Origin of the sequence: Candidatus Pantoea gossypiicola, from assembly GCF_008632075.1 — a bacterium.
Taxonomy (GTDB): domain Bacteria; phylum Pseudomonadota; class Gammaproteobacteria; order Enterobacterales; family Enterobacteriaceae; genus Pantoea; species Pantoea gossypiicola.
The window spans coordinates 67,616-83,754 of sequence record NZ_VWVM01000016.1 but is presented as its reverse complement, the minus strand read 5'-3'; the positions used below and the strand labels follow the sequence as shown (position 1 = coordinate 83,754).

Genomic DNA, 16,139 nt, shown 5'->3' with positions numbered 1-16,139 from the left:
CGTCCGGCGATCCCGCGGTTCTCAGCACGGGTTCGCCAGGCATTTTATGCGACTGTTTTAACCTGCCCGTCGCTGCATCAGCAGACTTAACGCGGCGGGCAGCACTGTGAGCGTCACCAGCGTGCCACTGACCAGACCGCCAATAATCGCCAGCGCCATCGGACCCCAGAAAACCTGATGGGCGATGGGGATCATGCCGAGGATTGCAGCACAGGCGGTCAGCAGAATGGGACGCGCCCGATGATGCGCGGCCTGTCGGATAGCGTCATCGGCAGGCAGTCCGGCGCGGTTGTTCGCATCCACTTCACTGATCATAATCACCGCGTTGCGGATGATGATCCCCGCCAGCGCAATAATCCCCAGCAGCGCCACAAACCCCAGCGGTGTGCCCGCCGGCAGCATCGCGGAGACAATGCCGGGCAGGCCAAACGGAGCCATGCTCAGCGCCAGCAGCATGCCGGAGAAGCGTTGCAGCTGAATCATCAGCAGGACCAGCATGGCGCAGAGCGTCACTGGCAGCAGGGCAAAAACCGAACCGTTGCCTTTGTTCGATTCCGCCGCCACGCCTCCTTCTTCAATTCCGTATCCGGCTGGCAGTGAGGCGCGTAGGGCGGCGACCTCAGGCGCGAGCTGTTGCGAGACCTGTTCAGCACGCTGGCCGGGGGCAATGTCGGTCTGCACGGTAATGTATGAGAGTCGCTGACGGCGCCAGATCACCGGATCGTCCACGCCCCAGTTCAGAGTCGCCACCTGGCGCAGCGGAATTTTCTGTCCGCTGGCGTTGGTGATCATCAATCCTTCCAGCGTCTCCGTGTTCTGCCGTTCCGTATCATTGCTGCGCAGCACCACATCAATCAGCCGGTTGCGATCGCGCAGGGTGGTCACCAAACTGCCGGACATCAGGGTGTTCAGCGCGGAGGCGATGGTGTCGGACGACAGTCCGGCGGCTCGGGCGGCGGTCTGGTTTACCGCCAGCGTCATGACCCGTTCTGGCTCCCCGGCGGTGAGATTCACCCCGCGGGCCAGCGGAGAGCGGGCGATCAGCGCTGCCAGATCACTGGCAGCCTGCCGCACCCGGGCATTATCCGGGCCGGTGATGCGATATTTCAGTGGCCAGCCCACCGGCGGACCCAGCTCCAGCGGCGAGACCCGCGTCGTGATATCACTGAAATCTGTTGCCAGTTTCTTCTCCAGCCTGCTGCGAAGCCTATCGCGTACCGCCAGACTTTTCGCCACCACCACCAGCTGAGCGATGTTTTCATTATCCAGCAGCACATCCATCGGCAGATAGAAGCGTATTGCGCCAGAGCCGACGTAACTGGTGAAGTGTGCTACATCCCGATCGTTGCGCAGCATCTGTTCCAGCTGTGCGGTTCGGCGCGTGGTTTCCGCCTGGGCCGCGCTGGCGGGCAGCGTCAGGCTGACCAGCAGTTCAGGGCGATCTGACGCCGGGAAAAATTCACCCTGCATAAAAGTGGTGGCGTAAAGGCTGACCAGCAGTACCGTCATCGCTGCGCCAATCGTCATCAGCCGGTGGCGCAGAATCATCTCCAGTAGCCCGTGATAGCCGCGCATCAGCATGCCCGGCGGCTGGTGGGCTTTGATGCGCTTCGCTGACAGCAGCCAGCAGCCGGTGAGCGGCGAGAAGATAACCGCAACAACCCATGAGCAAAGCAGCGCCAGCGTAATCACCACAAAAAGTGAGTAGCAATACTCCCCGGCACTGGACGCGGCAAATCCGACCGGAATAAAACCGGCGATCATGACCAGAGTACCGGTCAGCATCGGAAAGGCGGTGGTTTTGAATGCATACGTTGCGGCCTGCCACTTGCTGTCGCCCGCTTCGAGTCGCGCCACCATCGCCTCGACGGTGATCATGGCGTCATCCACCAGCAGCCCGAGCGCAATAATCAGCGCGCCCAGTGAGATGCGCTGCAGTCCGATGCCCGCCAGCAACATGCCGGTAAAGGTCAGCGCCAGCACCAGCGGAATAGCTGCCGCCACTACCAGACCGGCACGCAGCCCCAGCGAAACAAAGGAGACAGCTAACACAATGACAACCGCTTCGCCCAGTATCCGGACAAAGCCACTCACCGCTTGTTTCACCACGGAAGACTGATCGGCTACGCGAGTCATGGTGATGCCGTGTGGTAACTGACCGGCGAGTGTCTGCATACGCTGATTAAGCTGTTTACCGAAATCGAGCATGTTGCCGCTGGCGGCCATCGAGATCGCCAGCCCGATAGCCGGCACGCCGTTAACCCGAAAGGTGGGCGCGGGTGGTTCAGCCGGTTGCAGGCTGATGGTCGCCAGGTCGGTCAGCGGAATGAAACGCTCCCCGATATGCAGGGTAATTGTTTTCAGGCTTTCGACCGAAGTCAGGGTGCCGCTGACCCGCAGCGCGATGTTCTCACGGTCAGTACGCAGGCTGCCAGCGGGCACCACATCGTTCTGCGCTTTGATGGCGTCACTGACCTGCTGTAAATCAAGGCCCATGCCGTTTAGTTTGCGCGGGGAAAAGGCAATGACCACCTGCTGCTCCTGTACACCCAGCAGACTGGTTTTGCCGATGTCGGGCAGACTGGCCAGACTGCGGCGCAGGTTATCAACCCGATCGCGAAGTTCTCTGGCGGTAAAGCCATCCGCCGTGAAGCCGTAAATTGTGCCGAAGGTGTCATCAAATTCGTCGTTAACCGCCGGCCCCTGCACGCCCTGCGGCAGTGAAGACGTCACGTCATGCATCTTTTTACGCAGCTGATACCAGATACCGGCCACCTGAGATGGCGGCGTTTCATCGCGCAGGTTGACATAAATGATCGTCTCTCCGGCGCGGGTCTCGCTCTCAACCGCATCCAGCGAAGGGATCTCCTGCACCTTCTGTTCCAGCACGTCCGTCAGCAGTTGCACGGTGGTGTTCACGTCAGCGCCGGGCCACTGGGCAGAGATCACCGCGGTTTTGATGGTAAACGCCGGATCTTCATTACGTGACAGACGTTCATAGCTCAGCACACCCGCCGCCATCACCAGCAGCATGAAAAAGACCACCAGCTGCTGGTGCGCCAGTGCCCAGCCAGAGAGGTTAAAGCCAGTCAGTTTTTTCATGATCCCTCCTGCGCCAGCGTCACTTTTTCACCGGGCTGCAGGGTGCCGACACCGGCGGTAACCACGCGCTCGCCTGGCCGGATCCCGGCAGAGACAAAGATTTGCTGTGCGCTGAAGCGGGCCAGCACCACCGGACGAAGCTGTAAGCGTGATGCCGCATCAACCACCAGCAGCGCAGGCTTGTCTGCGAAGCGGGTCAGGGCGCTGGCGGGCAGGGCGATGACCGGCGGTTGCGCATCGGGAAGCGTGACCGTGACGGTGGCACCCAGAGCCATCGCCTCCGGTGGCTGATTCATTGAGATGCGCAGCCGCCAGGTACGGGTCTGTGAATCGGCCTGCGGGCTGATGTCACGTATCGTGCCACTGGCCTGGATGCCCGGGTCAGCGAGCAGCGTTACTTTCAGCGCAGTCCGGCCGTCAGCTCGCAGCAGAGCAGGTGTTGTCAGATCAAACACGGCATCGCGTGCATCACCGGCTGCCAGTGTCATCACAGTCTGTCCGGCGCTGACCACCTGACCGGGCTGAACCGGAAGGGCGGTAATCCGGCCTGCTGCGGGCGCAGTGAGCTGGGTCCAGCTGAGGTTATCCTGGGCATTTTTCAGCGCCGCTTCGCTGCTGAGACGGCGGGACTGCGCGCTCTGCCAGTCTCCCTCGGCACTGTCCAGCTGGCTGCGGGCGATGGCTCCGCCGGGCATCAGCAGTCGCATCCGGTGGAGGTTAAGCGCGGCGACCCGTTCGGCGGCACGAGCGCTGTCGAGATCGGCCCGCGCACTGTTCAGCTGATTACGAGGCTGATCATTTTCCAGCGCGGCCAGGGGTTGCCCTATGCTTACGCGGTCACCCAGCTCAACAGCGCGGCTCACCACCCGGCCATCCAGCCTGAAGGCCAGCGCAATCTCTTCATGGGCGCGGATTTCACCGGTCAGCACGCGTGACGCGTCACTGCTGAGCGGCGGGGCAATCACCGTTTTGACCGGGCGGAGCGGGGCGGCTGGCGGGGCGGCATTGTTGTCCCGGCAGCCGGTCATGATGAATACGCCGAGCAGCACGAACACGATCGGTGCGAAGATATGAACACTGAAGAGATGACGCCACACCTGGCGGGCAGCATCCGATAAGAAGTCTGTCATAACCGGGTTCCTGTAATGAGTTGTGCTCATTGAACCCGGCCTGTGTCCAGAAACGTTCCATGAACCATCAAGAAATGGTCAAGTCAGAACAATTTATCTCGCCGGTAGTGTTATCCTAATCATCAGACCGCCGTCGGCAGGCAGCGTGGCGTGCAGCGATCCGCCGTGCGCCTCGATAATCGCTTTGGCGATCGACAACCCCAGACCGCTGCCGCCGGAGTGACGGGCGCGTGAAGAGTCAGCACGGGTAAAGCGGTCAAACAGCTGAGGCAGGAAGTCTGGCTCTACGCCCTGACCGTAATCACGAAAAGTGAGTGCGGTCGCCTTATCGTTCTGGCTGGCCGTGATCAACAGTGCGCCACCGTCGGCAGCGTAGCGCAGTGCATTTTCACAGAGGATGGTCACGACCTGACCCAGGCGAAAGGCGTCGGCGCAGAGCAGCAGATCGCCGGGTGCGAGAACGCTGATAGCTACACCCGACTCTTCTGCCTGTGGCAGCAGCCAGCCTGTACGCTCGCGCAGCAATTCAGAGAGATTAAATCGCTCTCGGTTGAGGGTAAGCTGCCCGGCATCTGCCAGTGACAGCAGATGCAGTTCATCTGTCAGGCGGCTGAGCTGTGTCAGTTGCTTCATGATCATCGCCAGCTGCTGCGGCTCCGCAGGGAAGACACCATCCAGAATGCCCTGCAGGCGGCCCATTGCCGCCGTCAGTGGCGAGCGAAGTTCGTGTGCCATCGCCACATGCGAAGTGCGCAACTCGCGATCGTAACGCGCCAGCTGCTGCGTCATCTGGTTAAAATCTTCGGTAAAGCGCACCAGCTCCTGCGGCGCTTCTTTCACTACCGCCGCCGTCCGGCCAAATTCCCCCTTCGACACCGCACGCGCCACCGTCGCCAGCTGGCTGAACTGCGCCGACAGCGGACGGGCGAAACGCAGCGCCATCATCACCATAAACGGGATGGTGACCACCACCAGGAGCAGCACTGTCAGCCAGTCAGATGATGCCAGCGAGGGATCGGAAAAGTTGATCCCCCACCACTGATCGACAATCTGATGAAAGCGCGCTGGATCGCTGGCGGGATGATGGCGCAGCTGGGTGAACTCACTAAGCAGCGCGGGCGGCATGCGGTAGTAGACCCAGAACGCCTGCACCGCAAAGCGCAGCCACATACAGGCGGCGATCAGGATCACGCTGCCGATGGCCAGAAACAGCACCCGGATGCAGATCCAGCGCCACAGTGAGGTATGCGCATTGTTCTTCATGGCTGTCTGAACCGGTAACCGACGCTGCGAACTGCCGGTAAGACGTCAGAGATGCCTGCAGCCTCCAGTTTACGACGCAGGTTATAGACGTGGGTATCGACTACACGCTCCAGTGCATCGCTTTCCGGCAGACAATGCTCCAGCAAAAACAGGCGGGTAAAAGGCCGCGTCGGCGCACGCATCAGGGTGACCAGCAGGGAAAATTCAGTGGGCGTCAGATCGAGGCGGCGCGGTGCATCACTTTCACTATCAACCACGGCGGTGAGTGCCAGCGGATCAACCACCAGACCCGCCCAGCGCAGCAATTCTGCGACGGGCGCATGACTCTGGCTGCGGCGCAGCACGGCCTGAACGCGCGCCACGACCTCGCCCGGATGATAGGGTTTGACCACGTAGTCATCTGCGCCATAGCGCAGGGCACCGATACGGTCCGGCGCGTCACCCATCGCCGTCACCATGATTACCGGAGTATTGTCACGCCGCCGCAGCGCAGCCAGCACTTCGGTGCCGTTCATGCCTGGCAGCATGATATCCAGCAGGATCAGATCGGGCTGCCAGCGTCCTGCAGTTTCCAGCCCGCCGGCTCCGTCACCGGCAATCATGACCTCATAATTTTCACGTTTCAGGTAGGCCTCAAGGACACCCGCCGCATCCGCGTCATCTTCAATAATCAGTACACGTTTTGACTGCATTTTCGGATCACCTTGACTGTTTCTTCATAAATCCCTGGTCGTTCATTGACACTCGCCTCGCATACTCCGGCCAGTGACGCGGCACTGAATCCCTCAGCTCCGCACCTGATGTGATAATGAGGAAACGTGATGATAACCGGAAAAATAACGCTTCACATGGTCTGTTTTTCGCTGGGGTTGAGTGCCGCTACTGCTATAGCTGATGAAAGCGCCACGCCACCGCCCAGCCTGACGCTGGGCATTGCGGGTATTAATGCCCCGCGCTATAGCGGCGCAGACAAGCAGCACTGGCAGCTGATGCCGGTCATTCAGACGCGCGACGGAGCATTCTTTTTCGACTCGCTGAAAGGCATTGGCTATGACCTGCAGGCGGATAACGGGCTGTATCTGGAACATACGCTGGGCTACGGGCTGGGTCGCTCTGACCGCAAATCATCGTGGCGCGATGGTGATGACCGGCTCAGAGGCATGGGGAATATCGACGCCACGGTTAACACTGCGCTGGCAGCAGGCTGGTCAGTCACCCCGTGGTTTGTGGTTGAGGGTAAAGCGACGCTGCCATTAAGTGATAGTCAGGGCGTGCAATACCGGACGTCTGTAACCCTGATCCCCTGGCAGACCCAGGACGATACGGTGGCATTGCAGGTGGCAGGTCTGGCTGGCGATGCGCGTTATATGAATACCTGGTATGGCGTGAGTAGCGGACAGAGTGCACATAGCAGGTTTGAACGTTATAACGCCGCGGGGGGATTTTATGGCACAGACACCAGCCTGACATGGAGTCATCAGTTCACGTCCGCCTGGGCTGCCAGCGTAATCGGCGATTACACCTGGCTGGATAAGCATGCTTCAGATAGCCCCATCGTCGCCCGGCACAATGGCACCTCGGCCACGCTGGCATTGAGTTATACCTTCTGAATGGCATCATGAAGAAAAGTGAGATGCGTAGCCATCGACGGTTGCTGGCTGCGCTGATTCTGTTCTATCTGCTGGTTTATGCCCTTCTCGTCGTGGCGCTGAGTCTGTTTGATGCGCCGGTACGGGGATAGGGACATCATTAATATCCACTGCAGGGCTTAGAGTCATTAATTAACCTGGTTACCGAATAAAGCAATGCTGATATAGCGGCTGTCAGGAAATAACAATACATTGCTAGTGAAAGTAATGCTGCTAATTAACAGGCATGGTTTATAAATAGTAACTGAGCTGATTTATTATCGGTGAGTTATGCTAAAAAAACAGTTAAATCAGATAATAATTGTTTTTTATAATTCATTACCTCTTATTTGTTTCGGTTTAAATATTGTTGGTGGATATGGAAAGATCATAATTCTGTTAGTTTATCTGCATATATATTGCTGTTTTATAAGTAATTAAATTGTTGTTATCAAGGGGTAACTTATTTTGAATGCATTAATTTTACTTTTAAATATTACAGTTAACCCAGTATGGATGTAGTGCATTTTAATTCACAGATAACACAGCGATAATATTGGCATCCGGCCTGGATAAACCATTTTCCCCTCACCTATCAGTATGTGAACCTTATAGAAAGTAAACCGATGAGAAAGAAAAAGAGCCCTGTACCTCATGATGCGACATTCCGACAGTTTCTGGCAAATCCGGATGTTGCCAGAGATTTTATGCAGCTGCATCTTCCTGAAGAACTCCGTAAAATCTGCGATCTCGGCACACTTAAGCTTGAATCCGGCTCCTTTGTCGAAGACGATTTGCGGCAATATTTTAGTGACGTTCTGTACAGTCTTAAAACCTCAGCCGGGGACGGCTACATACACGTTCTGATTGAACATCAATCTACACCTGACAGACATATGGCGTTTCGTCTGATGCGTTATGCGATTGCCGCTATGCAACAGCATCTTGCGGCGGGTCATAAAAAGCTGCCCCTGGTAATCCCTGTATTGTTCTACACCGGTAAGCGCACGCCCTATCCTTATTCGACCCGCTGGTTCGACGAATTTGACGATCCGGCTGTGGCAGAACAACTTTATAGAAGCGCTTTTCCGCTGGTGGACGTTACGGTTATCCCTGATGAGGAGATTATGACGCACCGCAGCATGGCCGCACTGACGCTGATGCAGAAGCATATTCATCAACGTGATATGGCTTCGATCATTGACCGTCTGAGCACCTTACTGATGGCCGATTATCTTTCTTCACCCCAGGTATTGGCGCTGATACACTATTTAATGCAGGCAGGTGAATCAGCTGATCACGAAGCTTTTGTTCGCGAACTGGCACAGCGGGTGCCGCAACACGGAGATGCACTGATGACTATCGCACAGCAGCTTGAGCAAAAAGGTATTGAAATAGGTCGCGCTGAAGGTATTGAGCTGGGCGAACAGCGGGGAATGGAGAAAGGCCGCAGTGAAGGTAAGCGCGAAGCCACGCTGGAAATCGCTCGCGTTATGTTACAGCGCGGCCTTGAACGTAAAACCATTATGGAAATGACAGGCCTTTCCTCAGAAGATCTGGCTAACATCCAGCATTAAGCCTCTGCGGATAAGACCTGATAACAACTTTTCATGTCAGGGAAAGCAAAGCTCTCAGGTCTTATTGCCCGCCGGCTGGCGCTGCAGGTAATTCCAGGTTGCGCCCAGCATGCCGGAGTCGTTACCGTAGGTTGCGGCATCTATGCGGATATCAGGATCATATTTTGCCAGCTGCTCTCCCAGTTCTTCGAGGAAGGGTTCGCGCTCGGTAATTCCTCCACCAATAAATACCCTCTGCGGATCGAACACGCTGAACAGGTTATATAAGCAGGCCGCAAGATCCGCATAAAATTTATTTACCACCTGCTGCGCGGCATCTTCATTACGGTCGTATGCGTCAAAGACATCTTTACCACTGATGTCGTCGACAGGCTTATCAATAAGCTGGCTGTAATTCTCCCGCAGCGCCGTCATGGTACAGCTCTGGCTCATGGTATGACGTTCAATATTGCCGCTGGTGGGACGCGATGTTAGCAGGCAACCAAACTCGCCCGCCCGGTTGCGTCCACCCCGAATCAGTGCGCCATTGCAAAAAGCCGCTCCGCCTAACCCGGTGCCTATCGTCAGCATCAGGAAATCGTTGAGCTTTTTTGCTTTTCCCAGCCACTTTTCCGCCAGTAGCGCACAGTGTGCATCGTTTTCGACGGTAGCAGGCAGGGACGTTTTTTCTGTCAGCCACTGGTTCAGATGAAACTGGTCAAAGTCACGTATGGTGCCGCCCATGGCAATATAACCGGCGTCTGCATCAATATAACCCGGTGTGCTGACGGCAATACCAGCACAACCGGGATTTTTCTCCAGCCAGGCCAGGATTTCATCAAGTATTTTATCGCGTGCGTTATGAGAAATATCAGCACTATCGCTGGTCAGAATATTTCCCTGATCGTCAATCACACCCATTTTTAAAGAGGTACCACCAATATCAAAAGCTGCAATTTTCATCAACGTTCTCTGAAGTTGTTTTCATACAACTAATTGTAGTGCTGAAAAAAAAGGGCAGACGGCAAGGCACCGGCAATTTTGTCAGGAAAGGTACAGATTTATAAAGCTATTGCCAAAAGGGCGTGTCTGAGATTACCCCGCACACAAGAATATCCCTGTAATTTAAAACCCGCACAGCCAGTGTGGATGCACAGATTTAATCGTTACGGTGCTGTTACTACCACTTAGCGCAGCAGGATGCGGGTGTTGACGCCGCCAAAAAGCCAAATCCGTTGGACGTGGCATAGATTATGCGCGGCAGATCGGGCATTAAGCGTCACCAGGTCAAGATTGCCTGCTGCTTCATCGGGATGATAGAGGTCCAATGAAGTAAAGGGTCACTGAGGTTTTACGTTCAGGGGGCGGGACTGCGTAATACGAGTGCGACCAATTGGGCAGAGGCTTCTTCCCCTTCATCAAGGCTGTACTTCAACAGTACTGGGTTGGCATCGCGTTTGATCACCCTGTAAATCGCTTCTGCTGCTTCGTCTGCAGGGGTTTTACGCTCAAGCTCACCGGTTTCTCTTCCATGGCGGAGGGTCTGCTGAATCAGGTTCAGCAGCCGCTTTTCGCAAGCCATCGCTGATGGTCAGCGATCACGTGATGCGACGGCGGCAATATCATAGCGTTTGCGTTCGTGAAAAAAAGCTCAGTGCCAGAAAGTGTGCCAAACAGCCGCCGCAGTTGTTCTGATGCTCCTGAAGCGTCGGCTATCGCGGCTTCGGCACGCTGCATGATCATCGCCAGCCGGTTTGAACAGATGACTTTGCCAATGGCCTGTTTCGATTCAAAAAACTTATGAATGTACGCTCTGGTAAAGCCGATTGCTGGCCACACTCCAGGCCCTGCTGCAGGCAAAAGCCATGAATTGCAGCGGATGAAGGGTGCTGATAGCGTTAATCTTCAGATTCAGCAAGCCAGTGGAGTCATACGGATAGTGTGTTCACTGACAGGGCTTATAACGCTGAATCTTCCGCAGATGATAACTTCTGAACGGCCGATCCTGGGCCGCACAGCCAGAGACATGAATCGAATACCCGCTTGAGTGCCTGATTTTAACGTCCCTTACTATCCTGCGCTTGCGTTCACTGTTTAGTGCTTCTTTAAATAAGCTGAATTATACTGTCCAAAATGAGCGCAAATTCAGTGATTTCTTAATGATTTACATTATCGATGATCAGATTAGTTACAATTCAGATGACTGTACGCTAAGCCATCTTCCTACTCAGGAAATGCTGAGTCTGAGTATTTCATCGGGTCGGCTGTTTGAACAGTTACTGAATTCTGAAGGTGAGATACTGTCGCGCGATAGCCTGTTGACCGAAGTCTGGGATAAATATGGCCTGCGCGGATCAAACAGCAATCTGAATCAGTATCTGAGTATTCTGCGCAGAGCGCTTGCAGCCTATGGCTGTGAAAACCTGATCATCACCATTCCGAAAATTGGCATCCGACTCAATACTGAAATCAAAATAGAACGCGAATCCTCTCCGGCTTTTGTTGCGATGCAGGTTCAGGTTGATGAGATGCCTGCAAAGCAGGTGGTATCTGTCGCAGATAGTCAGCCCATGCTACCCGATCCTGTTATCGCAGAGCATGTTGTTGAAAAACCCGCTCTGAATCTCGGACAGCTCCTGCTCGCCCTAATCATGCTGGTGCTGCTTGGCAGTGCTTTATGGTATTTCACTGTGCGTCAGCCTGCTGAAAAGAGTGCCTCTATGAGCAACATCAAACTGGAAGGCGGTTGCGAAGCTGTTATTATCCCGGGATTAGAGGTGTTTGAACAAAAATCACTGGAAAAGCAAATACTTGAAATGCTTAAAGAGAATAATCAATCCTGTGTGCCGGGTCGACGCATCTATTTCGATAAAAACACGGCATTCACAACTAAAGATTATGGCCGGACTATTCTTTCCGCATGTAACCTGAACAGCAGTGGTCATATCGTTTCCTGTGACAACTTCTACTATCTTGACTGGAGAATGTTTTGAAACGGAAAGCCACTCTTACGCTGACGATAATGCTGGCTATGCTGTTGCTGGGGATCTTTGCAGGCATTAACTATTTTAATCTCCGGACAAACGAACTGCCTTTCCGCTGCTCAACATTTAGCCGCTACGATCTTAGTCGCAACGATAATAAAAAAATTGAGTTTGCTGTTTCCCAGGATCTACGTTTTATTAATTCTGATTCAGGATATTTATTACTGAATGGGCAGGTGACGTTTGGTGATGAGGTAACAACGGTTAATCGACGTATTGCACTCAGTGCCGGTAATAAGATTGATAGTGACACTTACCGTTATAAAATAAGAGAAATTATTACTTCGACTAACGATACGACGCCGGATGCCGTGTTTAATCTGCTGCTGGCTGAGATCACGCTCGATCCGGGTTATCTTCAGCTTGATATCACCAGAATCGATAAAAAGACCTATCTGGTTGGCGGACCGCTCTCCTATCTCTTCACCTGTCAGCGTTACTGAATGCATCGACTGATAACCGAAACGCAAACCGGAAGAGCATATGCTCTTCCGATTTGTTTTATCTGTACTTTGCAGATTACCAGGTACGGAAGCTTTTCAGGGTATCTGAGAAAAGCTGTAAATCGTTAGCGGTTATGGGGCTCGCTTTCGACAGAGAGAAAATCAATATGTCTTCCATATTGAGCGTGAATAAGGCTTGTTTCTGATAAACACGAAGATTATCTGGTCGCAGGAAGTCATAACTGATCATGATTCCTGTCGTCAGGTTATCCCCCAAAACTACTGATTGATGGGCTTCCTGTTGCCAGTCTTTCATCTGCTTTTGCAGGATAGCGAGCTGGCTAAGGATATACTCTTCCGGGTTGTTATGGTCGCCTAACTTATCACGGGAAATAGTGATTGGTGGCAGAACAGATCGTGTATCAGCCAGCGTATTCAGAGTTCGCTCGGAGTAGCCTTCCGGCAAGGTAATTGTGCCTTCAGTGAAGCGACAAATAGTCTTATACATGGGTAATCTCCGTTTCATTATGATTTATTGTTTGCCCAAATAACTGCTCTGCCGTGACTTCGCTGAGCGTACCGTTATTTAACAGGACGATTTTATCGGCACTTCGGATAGTTTCCGGGCGGTGTGCGATGATGATTCTGGTGATCTTCATCTGCTTAATTGCGTTGTTGATCTGCGCTTCGTTATAGATATCCAGATGACTGGTGGCTTCATCCAGTACCAGGATTTTAGGTTCACGATAGAGTGCGCGCGCCAGCAGGATACGTTGTAGCTGGCCACCCGATAAAAACGAGCCCATATCACCTACCAGGCTTTGATAATTCATCGGCATTTTCATGATATCGCCATGAATCTGAGCCAGACGGGCCACGCGGGTAATTTTTGCGTGATCGGGTTCGTTATCAAAGAAGCTGATGTTCTCGCTGATTGAGCCTGAAAAGAGAATGTCATCCTGCATTACGCAGCCGATGCGATTACGGTGATGTTCAAGTCCGGTTTGAGTGATGTCCATGCCACCCACGGTGATGGTGCCTTCTTCAGGGTGCAGCAGGCCAAGAATAATTTTGGCCATCGTAGTTTTGCCCTGGCCGGATGGCCCCACGATGGCAAGGCTCTCACCCGCTTTAATCTCCAGATTGGCACCATCGACAACCCAGGGTTCAGTCGGCGCATAACGAAAACGGATATTGATGAGCTTGATATCCTGCGGTACGTCTGTCTCCTTGTCGATTTCCTTACTAACCAGACCCGGATTGCCCTCAGAACTGGCTTCTGTTTCAGACAGAACAATATCGGCCAGGCGTTCACCATGCATTCTCAGCATACGAAAATCGATGATGGCATTGATCAAACCTGAACCGCGACTCATGAATTGATCGGAAAAGCTGATAAAGGCGGTCAGCATACCGGCAGAGAAGTTGCCATCCAGGACCTGCAGCGCGGCAAGCCAGACCAGAACGACACGGCCCACTGAAGTTAGCAATCCCTGAGCCGAACCGAACAGGATGTTGAGCTTCTGAATCACGATGCCTTTATTGGTGGTATCCACCAGAAAGTTCATGTATGCCGAGAGGCGGGGCACCTGTTTATTATTGGTTTTAACCGCCTGGATACCGCGCAGCGTTTCAAGCAGAGAAGACTGGGTACGGGCCGAGCTGATGATTTGTTCTTCATTGGCGCGGCGAACCGGATCGTAGGCCATGAAACGTAGCAGTGCATAGGCGAGAAAAAGTCCAATGACCAGCCACGCCAGTTGCGCGTTATAGATGAAAAGCATCACTACCGTGACGATTGACATGACACCGTCCAGTACGGTGCTGATAAAACGGGAAGTCAGCGTACTCTGAATGGTATTAAGCGAACCGTAACGAGAGAGAATGTCTCCGACGTGGCGTGATTCGAACCATTCCAGCGGCAGCTTTAACATATGGTGACAGACATTTACGGTCCACTGCACACTGAGCTGACTTGAGAACCAGCTCATTACCCATGAGCGCAACGCTGTAACGATAGTCTGAAACAGCGCGATCATGATAAAGCCCACACCGAGCAGCGATAGCAAAGAATAGTCAGCAGAAACCAGCACCATATCCATCACCCACTGCATAAAGAAGGGGCCGAGGACGCCGAATAGCTCCAGTGCGATTGAGAGGATGAGCACCTGAGCAAAGGCAGACTTTACCCCGGTCACGCTGCCCACCAGCTTCATCATTGAGATGCTTTCTTTCTCTTCTTTTACTTCAAAGGTAGAGGAGGGAACCAGTTCCAGCGCGACCCCGGTGAAGGCGGTCGATGCTTCTTTAAATGTCAGTTCACGGATCCCGCGCGCGGGATCGTGAATGGTGATCTTATTGCCGCGTACTTTCTTCAATACCACAAAGTGGTTCAGTTCCCAGTGCAGAATGCAGGGCATACGCAATTTAGACAGCTCTTCCATTTCCACTCGCAGGGCGCGAGAAGTCATATTGAGCTGTTGTGCCATAGCGATGACATCAGCCAGAGTAGCACCTTTGAGTGATGTGGCGAACTGGCGGCGTAACGTGATCATGTCGATCTGATGACCGTGATAATTAGCCACCATGCCAAGACAAGCCAGCCCGCACTCGGCTGCCTGTGACTGACGAATCATCGGTAAGCGGTTAAACCATTTAAAATTGAGTTTCTCTAATAACAACACAGAACAGACCTTCTAAATCAGAGAGAAATTTTGTGTCCCAGCGCGAAAATCGGCTCCAGTACCCATTCATAGAGACGACGTTTGTCGACAATAAAGTCGGCATCCAGCGCCATACCTGGCTTCAGTTTTTCATTCTGCGAATAAGCAGAAATAGTTTGTTTATCCAGAGAGACCAGAACCCGGTACTGCTGTTCCTGAACATTGTTTTTACCGGTTAAGGTGGTAACTTCCTGAGGAGAGAGGGCGGTTCGCGAGACCTCGATTACCTTGCCATATTGCTGGCCAAATTTTTGGTAAGGGAAAGCTTTATAGCGCAGCACGACACGCTGGCCTGGATGGATAAAGCCAATGGATTGCGTGTTGACCATGATGCGGGCAACAAGATTGGTATTGTTAGGCAGAATCGCGACTGCCGACTGGCCGGCATTCAGCATCTGACCATTTTTGACCATGATCATGCCGACATAACCACTTTTCGGCGCACGAAGCTCAATGGATCGGCGCGCTTCATTCTCTGCCATTGCCTGACGGTTATCTGCCAGCTGCCGTTCGATGTCGTTGCGTTTTTTCTCATCATCCAGCGGCTTTTCATGCAGTTGCTGCTCCGCCTGAACAATTTTTTGCGACGTGTCCAGCAGCTGACGCTGGTACTCCTGGTAACGTGCCTGACTGTCGAGCAGATTGGATTCCTGCTCTTCCAGTTGACGGTTTGAGGCGTACCCTTCCAGGTGCATAGCGTTGAGTTTATCGAGTTGCAGTTTCGCTAACGCGACCTGCTTGCGACGGTGTGTCAGTTGAAGTCTCAGCTGTTCCTGCTGGAGTTTCAGACTGGCGATGGTGTCGGATAACCCTTTCATTTCGACGTTATGCAATTTGGCAAGCGTCTGAAGATCCTGCTGAAGTCGTTCCCGCTGAGCCACCAGATTTTCGGCGATAACCTGACGCGTCTGTCCCATCTGTGTTGAGACTTCTGATGACAACACCATAAGAACATCATCTTTTTTGACCAGTTGTCCCTCCTTAACTGGAATATCCACTACGGTTGCGCTTACAGGAGGAGGAACGACTAACATGCCATTCTCAGGCAGCAGTTCTCCGGTAGAGGATTCATATTTCGTATAGCTGCCGAAAATGAAAAACAGGGCTGTCACGGCAGTAATAAAAATCACCACAGAAATAACAAGCCAGCGATAGGGCGGACAATAAAGTGCCACGATACCCAGGTTACCCCGGTTAGCGGCATCAAGCGCCTCCTGACGGAAGAGTGATTGTTCCATTTATAGATTCAT

Annotated in this window: 13 protein-coding genes and 1 pseudogene; 5 read left to right on the top strand and 9 right to left on the bottom strand. The window is 53.4% G+C overall.

The annotated features are described in order from the left end of the window. Positions 1-57 precede the first annotated feature (57 nt). The 4 genes from F3I20_RS18435 to F3I20_RS18420 form a co-directional block, all read right to left on the bottom strand. Positions 58-3,102 carry an efflux RND transporter permease subunit gene (locus F3I20_RS18435; RefSeq protein ID WP_150038075.1) on the bottom strand — a complete coding sequence of 1,015 codons (3,045 nt, stop codon included), beginning with the start codon at positions 3,100-3,102 and terminating at the stop codon, positions 58-60. Next, positions 3,099-4,232: an efflux RND transporter periplasmic adaptor subunit gene (locus F3I20_RS18430; RefSeq protein ID WP_150015366.1), complete on the bottom strand. Its 1,134-nt coding sequence runs from the start codon at positions 4,230-4,232 to the stop codon at positions 3,099-3,101. Before F3I20_RS18430 ends, F3I20_RS18435 begins: the two co-directional genes overlap by 4 nt. A 93-nt stretch (positions 4,233-4,325) precedes the next feature. Continuing rightward, a complete protein-coding gene (locus F3I20_RS18425) occupies positions 4,326-5,495 on the bottom strand; it encodes a sensor histidine kinase (protein WP_150038074.1) in 1,170 nt (389 codons plus the stop codon). Continuing rightward, complete coding sequence (locus F3I20_RS18420) at positions 5,492-6,187, bottom strand: response regulator (protein ID WP_150015368.1); 696 nt, start codon at positions 6,185-6,187, stop codon at positions 5,492-5,494. Before F3I20_RS18420 ends, F3I20_RS18425 begins: the two co-directional genes overlap by 4 nt. A gap of 129 nt (positions 6,188-6,316) precedes the next feature. On the opposite strand from F3I20_RS18420, the gene F3I20_RS18415 reads away from it, so the two are divergent. From F3I20_RS18415 to F3I20_RS18410, 3 genes are all read left to right on the top strand, one after another. Then, positions 6,317-7,105, top strand: coding sequence for a MipA/OmpV family protein (locus F3I20_RS18415; protein ID WP_150038073.1), 789 nt, complete (start codon positions 6,317-6,319; stop codon positions 7,103-7,105). 8 nt (positions 7,106-7,113) lie between these two features. Beyond that, positions 7,114-7,236: a hypothetical protein gene (locus F3I20_RS24360; RefSeq protein ID WP_255471556.1), complete on the top strand. Its 123-nt coding sequence runs from the start codon at positions 7,114-7,116 to the stop codon at positions 7,234-7,236. A gap of 513 nt (positions 7,237-7,749) precedes the next feature. Beyond that, positions 7,750-8,700 (top strand): Rpn family recombination-promoting nuclease/putative transposase, encoded by a 951-nt coding sequence (locus F3I20_RS18410; RefSeq protein ID WP_150038072.1) that lies wholly within the window; start codon positions 7,750-7,752, stop codon positions 8,698-8,700. Positions 8,701-8,754: 54 nt separating this feature from the next. On the opposite strand, the gene F3I20_RS18405 is transcribed toward F3I20_RS18410, so the two are convergent. Next, positions 8,755-9,642 (bottom strand): ROK family protein, encoded by an 888-nt coding sequence (locus tag F3I20_RS18405; protein WP_150015371.1) that lies wholly within the window; start codon positions 9,640-9,642, stop codon positions 8,755-8,757. 394 nt (positions 9,643-10,036) lie between these two features. Continuing rightward, positions 10,037-10,509 (bottom strand): annotated as a pseudogene (locus tag F3I20_RS24535) (TetR/AcrR family transcriptional regulator); the annotation flags it as partial. 329 nt (positions 10,510-10,838) lie between these two features. On the opposite strand from F3I20_RS24535, the gene F3I20_RS18395 reads away from it, so the two are divergent. Both F3I20_RS18395 and F3I20_RS18390 read left to right on the top strand, forming a co-directional pair. After that, complete coding sequence (locus F3I20_RS18395) at positions 10,839-11,672, top strand: winged helix-turn-helix domain-containing protein (RefSeq protein WP_150015372.1); 834 nt, start codon at positions 10,839-10,841, stop codon at positions 11,670-11,672. Continuing rightward, the gene (locus tag F3I20_RS18390; RefSeq protein ID WP_150015373.1) at positions 11,669-12,166 is read left to right on the top strand and encodes a FidL-like protein; all 498 of its coding nucleotides are present in this window, start codon (positions 11,669-11,671) and stop codon (positions 12,164-12,166) included. Before F3I20_RS18395 ends, F3I20_RS18390 begins: the two co-directional genes overlap by 4 nt. Positions 12,167-12,242: 76 nt before the next feature. Here F3I20_RS18390 and F3I20_RS18385 read toward each other — a convergent pair whose 3' ends face one another. Genes F3I20_RS18385 through F3I20_RS18375 form a run of 3 tightly spaced genes read right to left on the bottom strand, consistent with a single transcriptional unit; the run spans position 12,243 to position 16,127 of the window. Beyond that, complete coding sequence (locus F3I20_RS18385) at positions 12,243-12,674, bottom strand: DcrB-related protein (protein ID WP_150015374.1); 432 nt, start codon at positions 12,672-12,674, stop codon at positions 12,243-12,245. Next, positions 12,667-14,850, bottom strand: coding sequence for a peptidase domain-containing ABC transporter (locus F3I20_RS18380; protein ID WP_150015375.1), 2,184 nt, complete (start codon positions 14,848-14,850; stop codon positions 12,667-12,669). Before F3I20_RS18380 ends, F3I20_RS18385 begins: the two co-directional genes overlap by 8 nt. A 17-nt stretch (positions 14,851-14,867) precedes the next feature. Continuing rightward, positions 14,868-16,127: an HlyD family secretion protein gene (locus tag F3I20_RS18375; protein ID WP_150038070.1), complete on the bottom strand. Its 1,260-nt coding sequence runs from the start codon at positions 16,125-16,127 to the stop codon at positions 14,868-14,870. Positions 16,128-16,139 lie beyond the last annotated feature (12 nt).